This window comes from Streptococcus sp. OMI870, assembly GCF_047460295.1.
Classification (GTDB): domain Bacteria; phylum Bacillota; class Bacilli; order Lactobacillales; family Streptococcaceae; genus Streptococcus.
This window is the reverse complement of the sequence record NZ_JASHGM010000003.1, coordinates 16,092-34,270: the sequence shown is the minus strand read 5'-3', so window position 1 is coordinate 34,270 and position 18,179 is coordinate 16,092. Positions and strand designations below refer to the sequence as shown.

14 protein-coding genes are annotated in these 18,179 nt (G+C 41.3%); 5 read left to right on the top strand and 9 right to left on the bottom strand.

Annotated elements, in window-relative coordinates:
* Positions 1–27: 27 nt before the first annotated feature.
* The 3 genes from ftsX to prfB form a co-directional block, all read right to left on the bottom strand.
* Positions 28–954: a permease-like cell division protein FtsX gene (ftsX, locus tag QM968_RS06290; RefSeq protein ID WP_009731371.1), complete on the bottom strand. Its 927-nt coding sequence runs from the start codon at positions 952–954 to the stop codon at positions 28–30.
* Entirely contained in the window at positions 947–1,639 is a 693-nt protein-coding gene (gene ftsE, locus QM968_RS06285) for a cell division ATP-binding protein FtsE (RefSeq protein ID WP_009731372.1), read from the bottom strand. The genes ftsX and ftsE overlap by 8 nt, the downstream gene beginning before the upstream one ends.
* Positions 1,640–1,681: 42 nt before the next feature.
* Positions 1,682–2,777 (bottom strand): peptide chain release factor 2 gene (gene prfB / locus QM968_RS06280; protein WP_100209015.1). Its coding sequence is split into 2 segments (ribosomal slippage): positions 1,682–2,704 and positions 2,706–2,777, totalling 1,095 coding nucleotides; the frame shifts between segments, so codons are not numbered across the junction.
* 174 nt (positions 2,778–2,951) lie between these two features.
* On the opposite strand from prfB, the gene QM968_RS06275 reads away from it, so the two are divergent.
* The gene (locus QM968_RS06275) at positions 2,952–3,809 is read left to right on the top strand and encodes a metallophosphoesterase (protein WP_414383016.1); all 858 of its coding nucleotides are present in this window, start codon (positions 2,952–2,954) and stop codon (positions 3,807–3,809) included.
* 303 nt (positions 3,810–4,112) lie between these two features.
* Here QM968_RS06275 and QM968_RS06270 read toward each other — a convergent pair whose 3' ends face one another.
* The 3 genes from QM968_RS06270 to QM968_RS06260 all read right to left on the bottom strand — a co-directional run bounded on the left by QM968_RS06270 (position 4,113) and on the right by QM968_RS06260 (position 8,173).
* Complete coding sequence (locus tag QM968_RS06270; RefSeq protein WP_414383014.1) at positions 4,113–4,781, bottom strand: MIP/aquaporin family protein; 669 nt, start codon at positions 4,779–4,781, stop codon at positions 4,113–4,115.
* A gap of 120 nt (positions 4,782–4,901) precedes the next feature.
* Positions 4,902–7,586 (bottom strand): calcium-translocating P-type ATPase, PMCA-type, encoded by a 2,685-nt coding sequence (locus QM968_RS06265; protein WP_414383012.1) that lies wholly within the window; start codon positions 7,584–7,586, stop codon positions 4,902–4,904.
* Between the two features lie 203 nt (positions 7,587–7,789).
* Positions 7,790–8,173 (bottom strand): DUF1934 domain-containing protein, encoded by a 384-nt coding sequence (locus tag QM968_RS06260; protein WP_037614034.1) that lies wholly within the window; start codon positions 8,171–8,173, stop codon positions 7,790–7,792.
* 115 nt (positions 8,174–8,288) lie between these two features.
* Here QM968_RS06260 and QM968_RS06255 point away from each other — a divergent pair, with 115 nt between their 5' ends.
* Genes QM968_RS06255 through QM968_RS06240 form a run of 4 tightly spaced genes read left to right on the top strand, consistent with a single transcriptional unit; the run spans position 8,289 to position 12,857 of the window.
* Positions 8,289–9,599, top strand: a complete 1,311-nt coding sequence (locus tag QM968_RS06255) for an HD domain-containing protein (RefSeq protein WP_009731378.1) — start codon at positions 8,289–8,291, stop codon at positions 9,597–9,599.
* On the top strand, positions 9,589–10,395 hold the full coding sequence (gene yidA / locus QM968_RS06250) for a sugar-phosphatase (RefSeq protein WP_414383010.1): 807 nt from the start codon (positions 9,589–9,591) through the stop codon (positions 10,393–10,395). The genes QM968_RS06255 and yidA overlap by 11 nt, the downstream gene beginning before the upstream one ends.
* 3 nt (positions 10,396–10,398) lie before the next feature.
* Positions 10,399–11,613, top strand: coding sequence for an aminoacyltransferase (locus QM968_RS06245; RefSeq protein ID WP_009731380.1), 1,215 nt, complete (start codon positions 10,399–10,401; stop codon positions 11,611–11,613).
* 8 nt (positions 11,614–11,621) lie between these two features.
* Positions 11,622–12,857 carry an aminoacyltransferase gene (locus QM968_RS06240; RefSeq protein WP_414383008.1) on the top strand — a complete coding sequence of 412 codons (1,236 nt, stop codon included), beginning with the start codon at positions 11,622–11,624 and terminating at the stop codon, positions 12,855–12,857.
* A gap of 79 nt (positions 12,858–12,936) precedes the next feature.
* Here the strand turns inward: QM968_RS06240 and tpiA are convergent, their stop codons facing one another.
* From tpiA to ppc, 3 genes are all read right to left on the bottom strand, one after another.
* Entirely contained in the window at positions 12,937–13,695 is a 759-nt protein-coding gene (gene tpiA / locus QM968_RS06235; RefSeq protein WP_414383006.1) for a triose-phosphate isomerase, read from the bottom strand.
* Between the two features lie 164 nt (positions 13,696–13,859).
* Complete coding sequence (tuf, locus tag QM968_RS06230) at positions 13,860–15,056, bottom strand: elongation factor Tu (protein WP_009731382.1); 1,197 nt, start codon at positions 15,054–15,056, stop codon at positions 13,860–13,862.
* Positions 15,057–15,310: 254 nt separating this feature from the next.
* On the bottom strand, positions 15,311–18,136 hold the full coding sequence (gene ppc, locus QM968_RS06225; RefSeq protein WP_009731383.1) for a phosphoenolpyruvate carboxylase: 2,826 nt from the start codon (positions 18,134–18,136) through the stop codon (positions 15,311–15,313).
* Positions 18,137–18,179: the final 43 nt, after the last annotated feature.

The window sequence follows — 18,179 nt, the reverse complement described above, 5'->3', positions numbered from 1 at the left end:
AAAAGCAAGTGTGAACTTGCTTTTTTGTTATATTTTAAGGAAACGTCTCATGGAGATTGAAGAACCAATCGCTCCGATCAAAATTCCCAATCCAAACAAGGCACCGACCATAATAGGCACCAAGAGATTTGGGCTATATAGGTACAAGTTTTGGTCCGCTAAGTTATTGTTCATCGATGTGTAGACAACATTGTAGACATAGAAAACCAAGGCAGAAGGGACCACGGCTCCTAAGAGACCGATCCAAGCTCCTTCTAAAAGGAATGGGGCACGAATATAGCCACTTTTCGCACCAACTAGACGCATAATCTTAATCTCACGACTACGTGAAATAATAGTGATCCGAATCGTATTGGAAATCAAGAAGACCGCGATAAAGATCAATAAGGCTACACCAATCAAGCCCCAGTTTCGAATAAAGGTTCCAAGGGCAAACAAGCGTTGGGTATCTACCCCACCATCTTTGACTTCAGAGACCCCTTCAATTTTTTTGGCATCAGCCGAAACTTGCTTAACATATTTAGGAGCTGTGGTCTCTACATAATAGGCATCATAAAGAGGATTTGCATCTCCATCAAAAATCTTCCAGTTGTTTCCAGCTGTTTTGATCAGTTTATCATACTGTTCTTCCTTACTAGAAAAAACTACCTTATCGACATGTTTCATGGCTGTTAAAGCATCGTAGACTTTATGGTAATTTTCATTAGTGACAGTCTGACCTTCTTGTTCAATCTGTTCGCTCTGATCTTGAATATCTTTGCGCATGTATACTACAACCCGCACACTGTTTTGAATATCATCTGAGAGCTTGATGGTATTGGCAATGACAGAGGCAAAGATAGCAACCAAGCTAAGGGTAATCATAACCGAGCTGACTGCCGCAATCGTCATCCAACCATTTCGTTTCAAGCTTTTAAACGATTCGATTAAGTGTCGGAAAAATCTTCTAATCATCGTATCCGTACTCTCCTTCCGCTTCATCACGCACGACACGACCATTTTCAATCGCGATGACACGGTGACGTAAGGTATTTACAATTAAGCTATTATGGGTCGCCATTAAGACTGTGGTCCCTTGTAAATTAATCCGTTCCAAAAGATTCATGATCTCCCATGAATTATCTGGGTCCAAGTTACCAGTGGGTTCATCCGCAATCAAGACTTTAGGATTGTTTACAATGGCCCGCGCAATGGCAATCCGTTGTTGTTCCCCACCTGACAATTCATTCGGGAATGAACGAACCTTGTGTTTTAAGCCAACAAGATCCAAGACTTCCATAACCCGCTTTTTAATATTCCGTCGGCGTTCCCCAATAACTTGCATAGCATAGGCAATGTTTTCATAAACTGTTTTCTTTGGAAGCAATTTGTAGTCTTGGAAGACTACCCCAACGTTCCGACGCAACATAGGAATATCGCGTTTTTTGATTTTATCTAAATCAAAATCAGCTACTTTCAAACTTCCTTTATCGTGTTTTACTTCACGGTATAAAAGTCGAATAAAGGTCGACTTCCCTGCACCAGAAGGTCCTACAATATAGGCAAATTCTCCCGGTTCAATTTGGACCGTTACCCCTCGAAGGGCCGTAGTCCCGTTGTCATACTTTTTGACAACATCTTTCATTTCAATCATTGACATGTAATGAAATTCCTTTCATTCTTTTTAGGTATCCCCTTTAGGTTATTGGAGTCTCCATTTGAGATAGGCATCGATAAAACCATCGATATCTCCATCCATCACCTTATCCACCTGCGCAACTTCGTAGTTGGTCCGGTGATCCTTAACCATCGTGTATGGGGTAAACACATAAGAGCGGATTTGACTTCCCCAAGTGATTTCTTTCTTATCCCCTTTTAGAGAATCCACTTCTGCAGCTTTTTTCTCTTGCTCTAATTGATAGAGTTTGGCTTGCAACATCTTCATAGCCCGATCACGGTTTCCGTACTGAGTCCGGTCAACCGTCGAAGCTACTACAATCCCTGTCGGAATATGTGTCAAGCGCACCCCAGTAGAGACCTTGTTGACATTTTGTCCACCAGCACCACCAGAGCGGAAGGTATCCATCTTGATATCATCATCTCGAACTTCCACTTCGATAGTATCATCTAATTCTGGCATGACTTCAACAGAAGTGAAGGAAGTATGCCGACGTTTGGCAGAGTCAAATGGAGAGATCCGAACCAAACGGTGAACCCCCATCTCAGACTTGAGAAGACCATAGGCATGAGGCCCTTCAAAGGATAAGGTTACGGATTTGATTCCCGCCTCATCTCCAGCCTGATAATCCAAGACTTCAACTTTAAAGCCGTGGGCATTTCCAAAACGTGTATACATCCGAAGAAGCATGTCGCCCCAGTCCTGAGCCTCTGTGCCTCCTGAACCTGGGTGGATTTCTAAGATAGCATTATTATTGTCATAGGGTTCAGACAATAGTAAGGTCATCTCATAGCTGGTCATTCGTTTGTCTAGTTCTTCTAACTTTTCGATCAATTCTTCTTTGACCGAATCATCTTCTGCCAAAAAGTCCAGTAAGATTTCAGACTCATCAAAGAGATCCACCATTTGATGGAAATTTTCATAGGTCTGCTTGAGTTCGTTCAATTCCTGAGATGTTTTTTGCGCAGCAATATTATCATCCCAAAAATCAGGTTCTGTCATTTTATTTTCTAAAATGGCAATTTCTTCTTCCAATGCCTCTAAGTCAAAGAGACCCCCTGAAAGAAGCTAATTTTTCACGATTTGCGTCAATTTTTTGACGAATTTCTGAAATATCCATAAGTACCTCTTTCTATGTATCTAGTCTATTATATCATAACCTTCATTATTTGCCCACTTTCCAATATGGAACCTACTGGTTTACGACTATCAAACCAGCTTATTTTCAGTCTTTTTCTATTTATTTGTAACCTAATTGTTAGAAAAAAAGAACCGGATATGCTAGACTGATAGCATGACAAGAGTAGCTTTTATGTCCGATTTACATATTGATTCGAACCTCTTTGGCCAAGAAGAAATAGAGACCCTCATCACCCTTTTCAAGCAAGAAGAGATTCAACACCTCCATATCGCAGGAGATATTGCCAATGGCTTTGAAATGATCTCACAAGATTTTATAGCCCAACTTCAACACCAAGTCCCCGTAACCTTCAGTCTAGGGAACCATGATATGCTGGGGCTATCAGAAGAATCTATAAAACCTTTTGAATTTCAAAAGATTTCCTTTTCAAAGCATACTCTTCTGGCCTTTTCAGGCTGGTATGACTATAGCTTCGTTCCCGCCATCTCTCCTCAAAAACATCTTCAAACTAAGAATCTGTTTTGGTTTGATAGACGCCTCCAACGAAGGGGGTCCGATCCAGAGATTACCAAAAATCTTTTGCAAGAGCTCCAAGAAGAACTGAAGCTGGTGGATCAACCCTTGGTCATCGCTATGCACTTTGTTCCCCACGCTCATTTTCTTATGCGCCATCCTTATTTCGAGCGTTTTAATGCTTTTCTAGGAAGCCAAGCCTTCCATGAACTTTTTAGGCAATTCCCTATCAAAGATGTCATATTTGGACACAGCCACCACCGAATTTCAGATAGGACAATCGACAAGATCACCTATCATGCTAGACCTTTAGGCTATGTTCGAGAATGGGAACTTTGCAAGCAATTCTTCGAAGACTTCCCTCAATTTGATTTTCCCAAACGGTATGATCCCTACAAACGCTATCGCAAAATAAAAGACCTGCCAGAATTTCAGGCATATAAGAAAAAACAACTTGCCCATGAATTCTCCCAAGCCATGACTATCCTTGAACTATAAAAAACTTAGTCCTCCTAGAATCAATTTAGAATGTAGACAAACTACTTTAAAATAAAATAAGTTAAGCGATTTTGCAAAGAAAATTCCAATTTTTAAATCGATTCAAGAAAATACCGAAACTTTCCGCTGTGAGAAAAGTGCCTGAAACAATTACGTTTCAGGCACTCGGGAGTTTTGAGACCCTAGGTTCAAAACTAAGTCTTGGAACTTCGACGAAGTTCGCTGACGTCCGTACTCACCTAAGGGAAGTTTTTTATATGACTTTGTCTTCAATCTGAATTGGTCCCTCTGGAACCAATTTTTTTACTCTTCTGTATCTAAGAGATTTTTTGCAACGATTGCTGCGAGAATTCCTCCCACAATTGGAGCCAAGATAAAGATCCAAATTTGTTGAAGGGCTGCACCACCTACAAAGAGAGCAGGAGCCAAGCTACGAGCTGGGTTTACAGAAAGTCCTGTAATATTCAAACCAACAAGAATAATCAAAGTCAAGCTCAAACCGATCACAAGACCAGCGATCTTCCCATTTCCTTTAGAAGCTGATGTCACGGTCATGATGACCAAGATAAAGATAAAGGATGCAATCACTTCAAACAAGAAACCGCCAAATGGAGTCACTCCTTTAGCTAAGGCATTTTCACCAAGACTAGCGGTTGACATACCTGAATTGGACAAAAGGAAGAAGACAGTTGCAGTCGCAAGGAAAGCTCCCACTACTTGCGCTGCGATATAGTTGACCAAGTCTTTAGAAGACAAGCGTTTGTTGACAAACATAGCAATGGAAACAGCTGGGTTCAAGTGAGCACCAGAAACAGTCCCAATAGAGTATGCTGCTGCAACAATCGACAAACCAAATGCCAAGGCAATTCCTAAATGACCGAGACCTTCAGTCCCATTCCCAAAAACAACTGCTCCAGTCCCGATAAAGACGAGCATAAATGTGCCGATGACTTCAGCAATAAACTTTTTCATAATCAAGTTTCCTTTCTTAAAACTGTTGTCTAGTTTATCAAAAATCGACTCTTGCCTCAAGAAATATGCCTAGTCATTTTCTGTCAGATAAAAAAGCCATCCGAAGATGACTTTTTAAGCTTAAATCGCGTTTTTATCTTTACCAAGAGATCGTTGAACAGCTTTGACAATCTCAACAAGGAACACGATCATAATTGCACCTACAGCAACCACCAACCATTGCGTCAAACTCAGGTTTGAAACATGGAAGAGTTTGTTAAATCCTGGAACCATGATGGTTGCCATTAAGAGAATAAAGGCAACTGGAATAGACCAGTTAAAGGTCTTGTTCTTGAAGAGTCCCACTTTAAAGATTGATTGGTAAACGGATTTAACGTTAAAGGCATGGAGCAATTGGATCAAACCAAGAGTTGCAAAGGCCATGGTAAGGGCGTCTGCATGCATCTCTGCATGACCTTGGTGCTCTGGGAAGAGAATAGCCCAACCGTATACACCAAGTACCAAGATAGTTTGGAAGATCCCTTGATAAAGGATAGCTCCAAAGACACCACCATCAAAGAAGTTAGACTTACGGCCACGAGGTTTGTGGCTCATGACACCTGGTTCAGCTGGTTCCACCCCAAGAGCGATAGCTGGTAGGGTATCTGTTACCAAGTTAATCCAGAGAAGGTGTACTGGTTGCAACACATCCCAACCAAAGAGGGTTGCAAAGAAGATGGTGAATACTTCAGCCATATTGGCAGACAAGAGGTATTGGATGGATTTTTGGATATTGGAGAAGACCTTACGTCCTTCTTCTACTGCTACAATAATAGTTGCGAAGTTGTCATCGGCAAGGACCATATCAGAAGCCCCCTTAGAAACCTCTGTACCTGTAATCCCCATACCGATACCAATATCTGCTGTCTTAAGTGATGGCGCATCGTTGACTCCATCACCTGTCATGGCAACAACTTTACCTTCTTTTTGCCATGCTTTCACGATCCGAACCTTGTGTTCAGGTGATACACGAGCATAAACAGAGTATTGCTTAAAGACTTTTTGGAATTCTTCATCAGAGAGTTCATTCAACTCCGCACCAGTGAAGACATGGTCTTCTGTATCATTTGGATCGATGATCCCCAAACGTTTGGCAATAGCTTCAGCCGTATCTTGGTGGTCACCCGTAATCATGATCGGACGGATACCCGCTTCCTTAGCGACACGAACAGCTTCTGCAGCTTCTGGGCGCTCAGGGTCGATCATGCCGACCAAACCAGAGAAGATGAGGTCAGATTCAACAATTTCAGATTCCAAGGTTGGAATTTCCTTACTTGTCTTATAAGCCATCATCAAGACACGAAGGGCTTGTTTGGCCAAGTCTTTATTGGTAGCAAGGATAGCTTGTTTATCTTCTTCTGTGATGGGGCGAACTTCCCCATTGACTTCAATACGAGTCACGCGCTTGAGCAGCTGATCAGGTGCACCCTTGACAGCGATAAAGTAAGAACCGTCTGCTTCCTTATGAATGGTAGACATGAGCTTACGGTCTGAGTCAAATGGCAATTCAGCTACACGTGGTTCATCCTTCAAGACTTCACGAACATCAAAGTTGTGGTCCAAACCAAACTGTACAAGAGCTGTCTCAGTTGGGTCCCCAATCAACTTACCAGATGGATCTACCTTGGTGTCATTGGCAAAGTTCATGATACGAAGGGTATTGTTGTCAGCAGCAATCTCGGATGCCGAGCTTTGCAATTGACCGTTGGTATAAACTTTTTCAACCGTCATTTGGTTCATGGTCAAAGTACCTGTTTTATCAGATGCGATGATTTCTGTTGAACCAAGAGTTTCAACCGCTGGTAATTTACGAACAATCGAATTCCGTTTGGCAAGGGTTGTTGTTCCCAAAGAGAGAACGATGGTTACAATGGCAGGGAGACCTTCTGGAATCGCAGCAACCGCAAGAGCAACCGCCACCATCAAGCCTTCTAATGGATGTTCTCCACGAACAAAGACACCAACCAAGAAAGTGATCACTGCAATCACAACGATCAAGTAAGTCAAGGCCTTAGATAATTGTTCCAAGCTTTGCTTCAATGGTGTTTCTGTCTCATCAGCATTGGCCAACATGTCCGCAATCTTACCAACTTCAGTATACATACCAGTGTTGGTCACGACACCAATACCACGACCGTAAGTTACGTTTGAGTTTTGGTAACCCATGTTAACACGATCCCCGATACCAGCATCTGCTTCAACAAGTTCTGTCACATCTTTTTCAACTGGGACAGACTCCCCTGTAAGGGCAGCTTCTTCGATTTTAAGAGACGCCGCTTCAAACAAGCGCATATCAGCAGGTACGACATCTCCTGCTTCTAGCAAGACGATATCCCCAGGTACCAATTCTTTTGAGTCAATCTCAATAACATGACCATCACGACGAACACGAGCCATCGGGCTAGACATATTTTTCAGAGCTTCAATGGCTGCTTCTGCTTGCCCTTCCTGATAAACCCCAAAGGCAGCATTCAAGACAACAACGGCCAAGATGATAATGGCATCCGTTAGACCGTCCATTCCTTCTGTAATCACAGAAAGTGCCGCTGCCGCAAGCAAGATGATAATCATCAAATCCTTAAATTGATCAAGGAATTTAGCTAGTAGGCTACGTTTTTCGCCCTCTTCCAACTCATTCCGACCATAAGTCGCTAAGCGTTCTTGAGCCTGAGCAGTTGACAAACCTTCGATAGATGAGTCCAAGTTCTTTAGGACTTCTTCTGAGGTCTGTGTGTAAAACAAGTCTTTATTTTGTTCTTTTGACAAAACAGTCTCCTCCTTTTTGGCCTCTTTTTACAAAAAAAGAGACCTGTTTTTTAAAAAAACAAGTCTCGCTGTTTAATATAGTGCCGGAAATAATTCGGAATGACGACACTATCGCGGTTAACCGCCAGCTACTCCCTTGAGTGGTATTATTATACCATTTTTATGGAATAAAGCAAGCAGGATCGCAAATAATTTCATAGATCCTATTCTCCCCATTCAACCAATAATTGATAATGGGCAAATTCTTGCTCCCCATCGAGCGTCATCAAGCGATAGGAAAGATGTAAACGACTATCCTCTAGTTGAAAGAGGTCTGTTGCGATCAAAAATTGCTGGATTCCCATCGGAGTTGGAATAACAGCCCCACCGTCTTCAAATTTGTAGAAGCGCATGATGGATTTCGGGCTTGAAAAGCGGGTCATAATCAGTTCAGCCTTAGAAAATTTCAAGGCAACTTTTTCCTTTTCTTCATTGGTATATAAAAGATAATGAAAACCAGCTTTTTCTTTCCACTCTCCTTGATAGTACTGATCGATGATTTCCATTTCTTCTCCAAATCGAATCGTATTTTGAATATGAATCTGCACCTTTGTCTCCTTCTCTTCTTTCATTGCTTCTCTATTCTATCAAATTTTACGCTTTTTGACTGCCCTCATTAGCCTCTAGATCGCAAAATAGGCTTTTTTTTGCTATAATAGACCCATGAATGAAAAAGTCTTTCGCGATCCCGTACATGATTATGTTCACGTGGATCATCCCATCATTTATCAATTGATTAATAGTAAAGAATTTCAACGACTACGCCGCATCAAACAACTGGGGACATCTGGTTTTACCTTCCACGGTGGGGAGCATAGTCGTTTTTCTCACTGTCTTGGCGCCTATGAGATTTCAAGACGCATTCTCTCAATTTTTGAAGAAAAATATGCAGATCAATGGAATTCTGATGAAAACTTACTGACCATGACAGCCGCCCTTCTTCATGACATCGGGCACGGTGCCTATTCCCATACCTTTGAAGGACTTTTTGGGACCGATCATGAAAAAATGACCCAGCTCATCATCACCAATCCTGAGACGGAGGTCAATCAAATCCTATTACAGGTGGCACCTGATTTTCCAAATCGTGTAGCCAGCGTCATTGACCACACCTATCCCAATAAGCAAGTGGTGCAGTTGATTTCCAGTCAAATTGATGTGGACCGAATGGATTATTTACTACGAGATGCCTACTTTACAGGTGCTTCCTATGGGAAATTTGACTTGACCCGCATTCTTCGCGTCATTCGACCGATTGAAAATGGCATTGCCTTTCAACAAAATGGGATGCATGCCGTTGAAGATTATGTAGTCAGCCGTTACCAAATGTATATGCAAGTCTACTTCCACCCAGCTACTCGTGCGATGGAAGTCCTCCTTCAAAATCTACTCAAACGCGCTCGAACTATCTATCCAGATCAGAAAGAGTATTTCCAACTGACTTCGCCTCGCTTGATTCCTTTTTTTGAAGAAGAGGTGACCATTGACGATTACCTGAATTTGGATGACGGTGTGATGAACACCTATTTCCAAGTCTGGATGGAGAGCCCGGATACCATCCTGTCTGATCTTGCTCAGCGCTATATCAATCGGAAAGTCTTTAAATCGATTCTATTTACAGAAGATAAGCGAAAAGACTTAGCAATCCTTGGAAAACTGATCAAAGAGGTTGGGTTTAATCCTACTTATTACACCGCCATCCATGAGAATTTCGATCTGCCCTACGATATTTATCGACCGGAGCTTGAAAAACCACGTACTCAGATCGAGATGATCCGAAAAGATGGTAGTCTAGCTGAATTGTCTCATTTGTCCCCACTCGTTGCAGCTTTAGCTGGAACCCGCTATGGGGACAACCGTTTCTATTTCCCAAAAGAAATGCTGGAAGCCAATGGACTTTTCAGCAAACAAGTGGAGGAATTCACTTCCTACATCACCAACGATTATTTTACAGGAGAGATGAATGGCCATTAAATTAGTCGCGATCGATATCGATGGTACGCTACTTAATTCAAAAAAAGAAATTACACCTTCCGTTTTTGAAGCCATTCAAGACGCAAAAGCTGCAGGTGTGAAAATCGTGATCACAACTGGTCGTCCCATCGCAGGTGTCTCAAACTTGTTAGCACAACTTCATCTCACGGATCCTGAGGATTATGTCATTACTTTTAATGGGGGCTTGGTCCAAGAAACTGCTACTGGAAAAGAAATCATCAAGGACCTTTTAGATTATGAGGACTATCTCGATATCGAGTCTCTGGCCAACAAACTCCAGATTCACTCTCATGCCATTACAAAAGACGGTATTTACACCAGTAATCGAGATATCGGACGCTATACTATTCATGAGTCTCAACTGGTCAATATGCCCCTTTACTACCGGACGCCTGAAGAAGTGCGAGAGAAAGAATTTGTTAAAGCCATGTACATCGATGAACCAGAAATTCTGGACGCTGCGATTGCAAAAATTCCAAGAGAATTTCAGGACCGCTTCACTATGGTTAAATCAGCTCCATTTTATTTAGAAATTCTCGGGAAAACGACCAATAAAGGAGCTGCCGTTCTCCATCTGGCTGAACAACTTGGAATCAAACAAGAAGAGACCATGGCTATTGGAGATGAGGAGAATGACCGCTCCATGTTAGAAGTTGTAGGACATGCTGTCGTTATGGAGAATGGCAATCCTGCCCTCAAAAAAATTGCTACAACTATTACCAAATCAAACGATGAATCGGGCGTAGCCTACGCCCTTAGAAAGTGGGTATTATAAGAAATGTATCATTACCAGCTAGGAATTTCTGCCACTGAGCATGATAACTTTGTTATTCAGAGTGACCAGACTAATCTCTTACAAAGTAGCTCATGGGCAAAAATCAAAGATAATTGGGGAAATGAACGAGTTGGTTTTTATCAAGAAGACCAATTAGTCGCCGTTGCAAGCATTTTGATTCAACCCCTGCCACTTGGCTTTTCCATGCTTTACATTCCTCGAGGCCCCATCATGGATTACCAGAACAAGGAACTAGTTTCATACGTGATGCAGTCCCTAAAAAAAATAGCCAAACAATACAAGGCCTTATTTGTGAAATTTGATCCAAGTCTTTTCTTGAGCAAACACTTGATTGGACAAGAAAATATGGAAACGACGGATGTACAAGCGATCATTGAAACCCTAACAAAAGAAGGGATTGAATGGACAGGCCCTACAAGTGATATGGGAGAAAATATCCAACCACGCTTTCAAGCCAATATTCATAAAGACTTTTTTACCGAACAAAACCTTTCTAAATCGACTCGTCAAGCGATACGAACTGCTCGAAATAAAGGGATCCAAGTGCAATTTGGCGGGATAGAATTGTTAGAATACTTCTCTTCCCTCATGAAAAAGACGGAAGCTCGGAAAAGCATTCATTTACGTGGAAGAGACTACTACGAGAAACTGCTGACAACTTACCAAGGACAATCCTACATTACCTTGTCTAGCCTTGATCTCGTAGAGAGGAAGGCCATGCTGACAAACAATCTTGAGAAAAATAAGGCTGAGGCTGAAAAATTCACAGAAAAAACTAAACCTGGAAAGGTAGAGAACAACCAGAAAGAAAAAGAACGCTTAGAAGAAGAGTTGCAATTTCTTGAGCAACATCTCCAAGCAGGCAGACAGGTCGTCCCTCTATCTGGTACCTTGACACTCGAATTTGGTGGGACATCTGAAAATGTCTATGCAGGGATGGATGAAGAATTCCGTCGTTACCAACCTGCCATCCTCACCTGGTACGAAACAGCTCAACACGCCTTCGATCGTGGTGCTTCGTGGCAAAATATGGGGGGAATTGAAAACTCACTAGGTGGTGGACTTTATCATTTCAAATCTAAATTCAATCCTGTCATTGAAGAATTTGTTGGGGAATTCAACCTCCCAACCAGCACACTCTATCCACTTGTAAACAAAGCCTACAAGATCCGGAAAAAATTAAGAAATAAACAATGAGGTAACCGATGACTTTCGCTATTCTGACCCAAAAAGAGTTCGCTAGCCATGCTAATAGCGCCTCCTATCGTTCCTTTATGCAGACACCTGAAATGGCTAGCCTTCTTGAGAAAAGAGGCTTTAAGATCCAGTATGTCGGTTGGAAAACAGGAACTCAAATTACCATCTCTGCCCTCCTATATTCAATTCCTATGACAGGCGGATTTCACATAGAAGTTAACTGTGGCCCAGTTATTACTGATCGTTCCCATCTTCAGGATTTCTATCAGTCTTTGCAGGACTATGCCAAGAACCAAGGGGCTCTAGAATTGATTATCAAACCCTACGATACTTATCAAACCTTCAATAGTGATGGTAATCCAATTTCAGAACCTAACCAAGACTATATTAACGAATTGACCCATATCGGCTATTCCTTTGACGGATTACAAACGGGATATCCTGGTGGAGAGCCTGATTGGCACTATGTAAAAGATATGGAAGGCATCACCGAAAAAGATCTTCTCAAGAGTTTTAGCAAAAAAGGAAAGCCACTTGTGAAGAAAGCGAAATCTTTCGGGATGAAACTGAAACGATTAAATCGAGATGAACTGCAACTTTTCAAGGATATCACTTCTTCTACCAGTGACCGTCGAGACTATCTGGATAAAACTTTGGATTATTACCAAACCTTCTACGATAGTTTTGGGGACAAAGCGGATTTCATGCTTGCTACTCTGAATTTCCACGATTACTACACCAATCTTGAAAAAGACCAAGGCAAACTAGCTCAGAAGATTGAGAAATTACAGAAGGATCTTGAAGTCAATCCACATTCAGAGAAAAAACAAAATCAACTTCGTGAATTTTCTAGTCAGTTTGAGACCTTTGAGGTGAGAAAGAAAGAAGCCAAAGAATATATTGAAAAATATGGTGACCAAGATGTCATCCTTGCAGGTAGCCTCTTTGTCTATATGCCGCAAGAATCTACCTATTTATTCAGTGGCTCTTATACAGAATTTAATAAGTTCTATGCTCCTGCTGTGCTCCAGGAATACATGATGCTTGAAACAATTAAACGTGGCATTCCAAGATATAATTTCCTAGGTATTCAAGGAATTTTTGACGGCTCAGACGGTGTTCTTCGTTTTAAACAAAACTTCAATGGCTATATCGTTCGTAAGATGGGAACCTTCCGTTATTACCCAAATCCTCTGAAATTCAAAGCCTTGTCCTTGATCAAACGAATCTTAGGACGCTCATAAGAAAACAAAAGCCAGCTTACTAGCTGGTTTTTTTAAAGATAAAAAAAGACGAGAAATATCTCGTCTTATTTATGTTCGATTAGTTTACGAAGTTCAACAATGCCAAGAAGCTTTCTGGATCAAGTGATGCACCACCAACAAGAGCTCCATCAACGTCTGGACAAGCCATGTATTCTGCAACATTTTCAGGTTTCACTGAACCACCGTATTGGACACGTACTTTGTCAGCTACTTCTTGACCGAAGTCAGCAGCTACAACGTCACGGACCACTTTACACATTTTTTGTGCGTCGTCTTGTGATGCAGATTTACCAGTACCGATCGCCCAGATTGGCTCATAAGCGATAACGGATGCAGCTACTTGCTCAGGAGTCAAACCAGCCAAAGCAGCAGATACTTGAGCACCTACGAATTCAGCAGCTTTACCAGCTTCGTAAGTTTCAAGACTTTCACCACAACAGATGATTGGAAGCAAACCATTAGCAAAGATAGCTTTTGCTTTTTTGTTGATGTCTTCGTCTGTTTCGTGGAAGTAGTCACGACGTTCTGAGTGACCGATTACCACGTAGTCCGTACCGATTTCTTTCAAAACTTGTGGGCTAGTTTCACCAGTGAAGGCACCAGCGTTTTCAAAGTAGCAGTTTTGAGCAGCAACTTTAAGGTTTGAACCTTTAGCTGCAGCAAGAACAGTTGTCAAGTCAAGTGCAGAAGCTGCAATCCCAGCTTCAACAAGATCAGATGAAGGAAGTTTTGATGCTACTGCTTCAACAAATGCTTTTGCTTCTTCTGGATTTTTGTTCATTTTCCAGTTACCAGCGATAAATGGTTTACGTGACATTTCACATACCTCGTTTTTCTAATTTTATACTACCTATTCTACCATAATTTTCGTCATAATGAAAGGTTGCACAAGCTCATTTTACTTTTTACCAAAATAAAAACCCCGTCTTCACGGGGTTTTCTGTCTGTCTATATAATTGTTAATCTGGGAACTAGATCGAATTAAGCTTCGATTTCAGTAACCATACCTGAACCAACAGTACGTCCACCTTCACGGATTGAGAATGTAGTACCTTGTTCAACGGCGATTGGGTGGATCAACTCAACGTCGATAGTCACGTTATCACCAGGCATTACCATTTCAGTTCCTGCTGGAAGTTCGATAGATCCAGTTACGTCAGTTGTACGGAAGTAGAACTGTGGACGGTAGTTGTTGAAGAATGGAGTATGACGTCCACCTTCTTCTTTAGTAAGGATGTAAACTTCACCTTTAAATTTAGTGTGTGGGTTGATTGAACCTGGTTTAGCGATAACTTGTCCACGTTCGATTTCATCACGTTGGATACCACGAAGAAGCACACCAACGTTGTCCCCTGCAAGACCTTCGTCAAGTTGTTTACGGAACATTTCAACACCAGTAACAACCGCTTTTTGGATTTCTTCTTTAATACCAACGATTTCGATTTCGTCGTTGACTTTAACGATACCACGGTCGATACGTCCTGATGCTACAGTACCACGTCCAGTGATTGAGAATACGTCTTCGACTGGAAGAAGCAATGGTTTGTCAGTATCGCGTTCTGGTTCTGGGATATACTCATCAACAGTGTTCATCAAGTCCATGATGATGTCTTCGTATTTAGAATCACCTTCAAGAGCTTTAAGAGCTGAACCTTGGATAACTGGAAGGTCATCACCTGGGAAATCGTATTCTGAAAGAAGGTCACGGATTTCCATTTCAACCAACTCAAGCAATTCTTCATCGTCAACCAAGTCAACTTTATTCATGAAGACGATCAAGTGTTTAACACCAACCTGACGTGAAAGAAGGATGTGCTCACGAGTTTGTGGCATTGGTCCGTCAGTAGAAGCTACTACAAGGATAGCTCCGTCCATTTGAGCGGCACCAGTGATCATGTTTTTAACGTAGTCCGCGTGTCCTGGAGCGTCAATGTGAGCGTAGTGACGTTTTTCAGTTTCGTACTCAACGTGCGCAGTGTTGATAGTGATACCGCGTTCGCGTTCTTCTGGAGCAGCATCGATAGACGCATAGTCTTTAGGTTGGTTAACTGCTGAAGGCAAGCGACGTGCCAAAACAGTTGTGATAGCTGCAGTTAGGGTAGTTTTACCGTGGTCAACGTGTCCGATAGTACCAATGTTAACGTGTGGTTTACTACGATCGTATTTTTCTTTTGCCATTTGAGTAAAAGCCTCCAATAAAATATATTTTATAGATAGACAGTAGGCAATACAGTCTAACTTTCCTTACTATTCTATCTAATTTTAGATGAAATTGCAAGCCTTTTACCTATATTTTCTTAATTATTCCTATTCTTATCTTTTATTTTTCCATCTGGCAGAAAGATCTTGATCCAGCTTTGAAAAATCTCCCGTTAAATCCCCTATTTCTTCTGATTCTGAATAAAAAAATCGGAACAAGGGTTCCGATTTTTTTAACCTGAATTTCGTAGTCCTGTAGCCACCCCATTGATGGTAATATGGATTAGCTTGTCCTGATCAGCCGGTAATTGACCAGTTCGTTGACGGCGAATCAATTCTAACTGGATATAGTTCAAGACGTTAAAGTACGGCATCCGATAGTCCAAACTTTCTTTCAGATAGGTATTTTCCGCAAGCAACTCTTCTTGTTCCTCAATCATTAGGATGATATCCTTGGTCAATTGCCACTCATGCAAAATAATTTGATAGATATTACGGACTTCTTCTTCCTCACATAATTGAGCGTATTCAAAGGCGATATCCATATTCGCTTTTGACAAGACCATGTCTACATTGGACAAAAGGGACTGGAAGAATGGCCAGTTTTTATACATGTAGCGAAGGGTTTCGATGTTTTCAGGATCCTCATCAATGAATTCTTTAAAGCTAGACCCCACTCCGTACCAACCTGGGAACATCACCCGACTTTGTGACCAAGAGAAGACCCAAGGAATCGCACGCAAGCCACCAATTTCTGTAATGGTCTTACGAGCAGCTGGACGGGAACCAATATTAAAGCTAGAGATGGCTTTAATCGGACTGGATTCAAAGAAGTAATCATAGAAATGCTCGTTCCCGAAGACCAAATCACGGTAGATATCGTAACTGCGATCGACCACTTTATCCATGACTTCCCCGAAGCGATCAAACATGGAGAGAGGGCTCTTTTGTTCTGAAATCATGCGGTTAATAGTTGCAGAAACAAGCATCTCAAGGTTGTAGTAGGCTGCATCCTTATTTCCGTATTTATTACCAATCACTTCCCCTTGCTCAGTTAGACGGATACGGTCATTAATCGATTTCAATGGTTGAGAAGTGATGGCTTCATAAGTAGGGCCACCACCACGACCAACCGTTCCTCCACGGCCATGGAAGAAGGTGATCTTCACGCCAAACTCATCCCCGATAGCGGTCAATTGTTGTTGCGCTTTAAAGAGGGTCCAACAAGAAGACAAGTATCCACCATCTTTGTTGGAATCCGAGTAGCCTAACATAATTTCTTGGTAATTATGTTTTGAAGCAATCCAACGTTTAGCAATAGGAAGAGACAAGTAACTTCTCATGGTTTCTTCCGAATGATCTAAGTCTTCAATCGTTTCAAACAAAGGGACAATTTGTACACGTGCTTTTTCAGTATCGATTAAGCCCACTTCTTTTAACATCACGGCCAATTCCAACATGTCTGATACACTTGTTGCATGGGAAATGATATTTTGACGGATGACTTCTTCTCCCAAACGGTCTTTCAATTCACGCGCCGTTTGGAAAATCGCCAATTCCTTTTCAAGTAAGTCAGACTTTTCGACATGGGTAGCTGATAAAATCCGTGGATCTTCCAAGAGTTCCTTCAAGAGAACCTGACACTTCTCATCTTCAGACAAATCTGAATAATGGTCATTGATCCCAGCAGATTTCAATAATTCAGCCACACAGGCTTCATGGACACTGGAATCTTGACGCATATCAATGGATGCAAGATAGAAACCAAAGACATCAATCGCCTCTAGAAGTTCTGCAAATTCACCAGAAATTAAATACTCTGATTTATTTTCCAATAAGGAGTTTTTGATCTTTTCAAGATCTTCTTTAAATTCTTGAGCAGATGCATATGCAGGAGACTCTTTTGCAGAAATTTCCTTTAAAGCTCCAGAGATACGATTACCGATATAATCGGACACTGGCCCTTGTTGATGAGCGCTTGCTCCCAATAGTCTCTCTACCGCATAACGATCTTCTCTTGTTTCTCCAATCATGGTCCACTCTTTTAAGTTGACCAAAGTTTGGATCAATTTTGATTGGATATAGTGGAAGGCACGACGGTAGGGTTCTTTTTCACGAAAAACGGATGTATCACTTGATAGGGCAGCCATTTCAGCCACTGCTTCACTTGTTTTCGAAAGACTAGTTGAAAGTGAGAAGTGACGGTATAATTTAGAAATCTTTTCAATGTAATAGTTCAAAATGACTTCACTTTGAATAGTGGCTGACCGTTTCAAAGTATCAGCCGTTACAAAAGGATTTCCATCCCGGTCTCCTCCAATCCACATGCCCATTGTAATTGGACGTGGTTGTTGGAGTTCAACACCATGTTCTTTTGCTAGGCGTTTGTACTCCAACATCAGATTTGGAACAGCTTGTAAGAAAGAACTATTGTAATACTCCATGACATTGGTGATCTCATTGGTCACCTTCAATTTTTTATCACGGATCATATCCGTTTGCATCATGATCTCAATATTACAGCGAAGGTTGCTATACCATTTATCCTCATTAATCAATCCTGCTTTAACATCCCGATGCTGGCGAAGCAGGGCGTGGATATGATTAGTTAGATCCAACATGGTTTTTCTTTGTACTTGAGTTGGGTGAGCTGTTAAAACAGGCACAATATTAAGATTTTCAAGAATTTCTTGTGCATCTTCTTGTTTCGCAACCTCTTGAATAGTTGAAGATAGCTTCCCTAGATACTCGCCATTGACATTATTGAGATGATTGATTTCATAAGCTAAATCGACATCTTCAGAAATATTGATCAAGAGTGGCAAAATCGCAAAATAACGCGAAATTACTGTCATTTCCTCATTGGTCAGTTGTTCCACTAATTGGTTTAACTCTTGATAATTCTTTGTTTTGGATAGATCCTTCAATTGTGAAATTTTTTCAAAAGTTTCCGGACGAACCAAATTCTTGGTAATATCATCTAATAAGTCGGTTAAAATTTCGGCTTCTTCTTTGACAATATCTTTATTTCTATAGTTCTCTAATTTTTGTAAGACCATTTTTTCTCCTTTTTGAATCCTCATTAAACAATTGTCTCTTAGC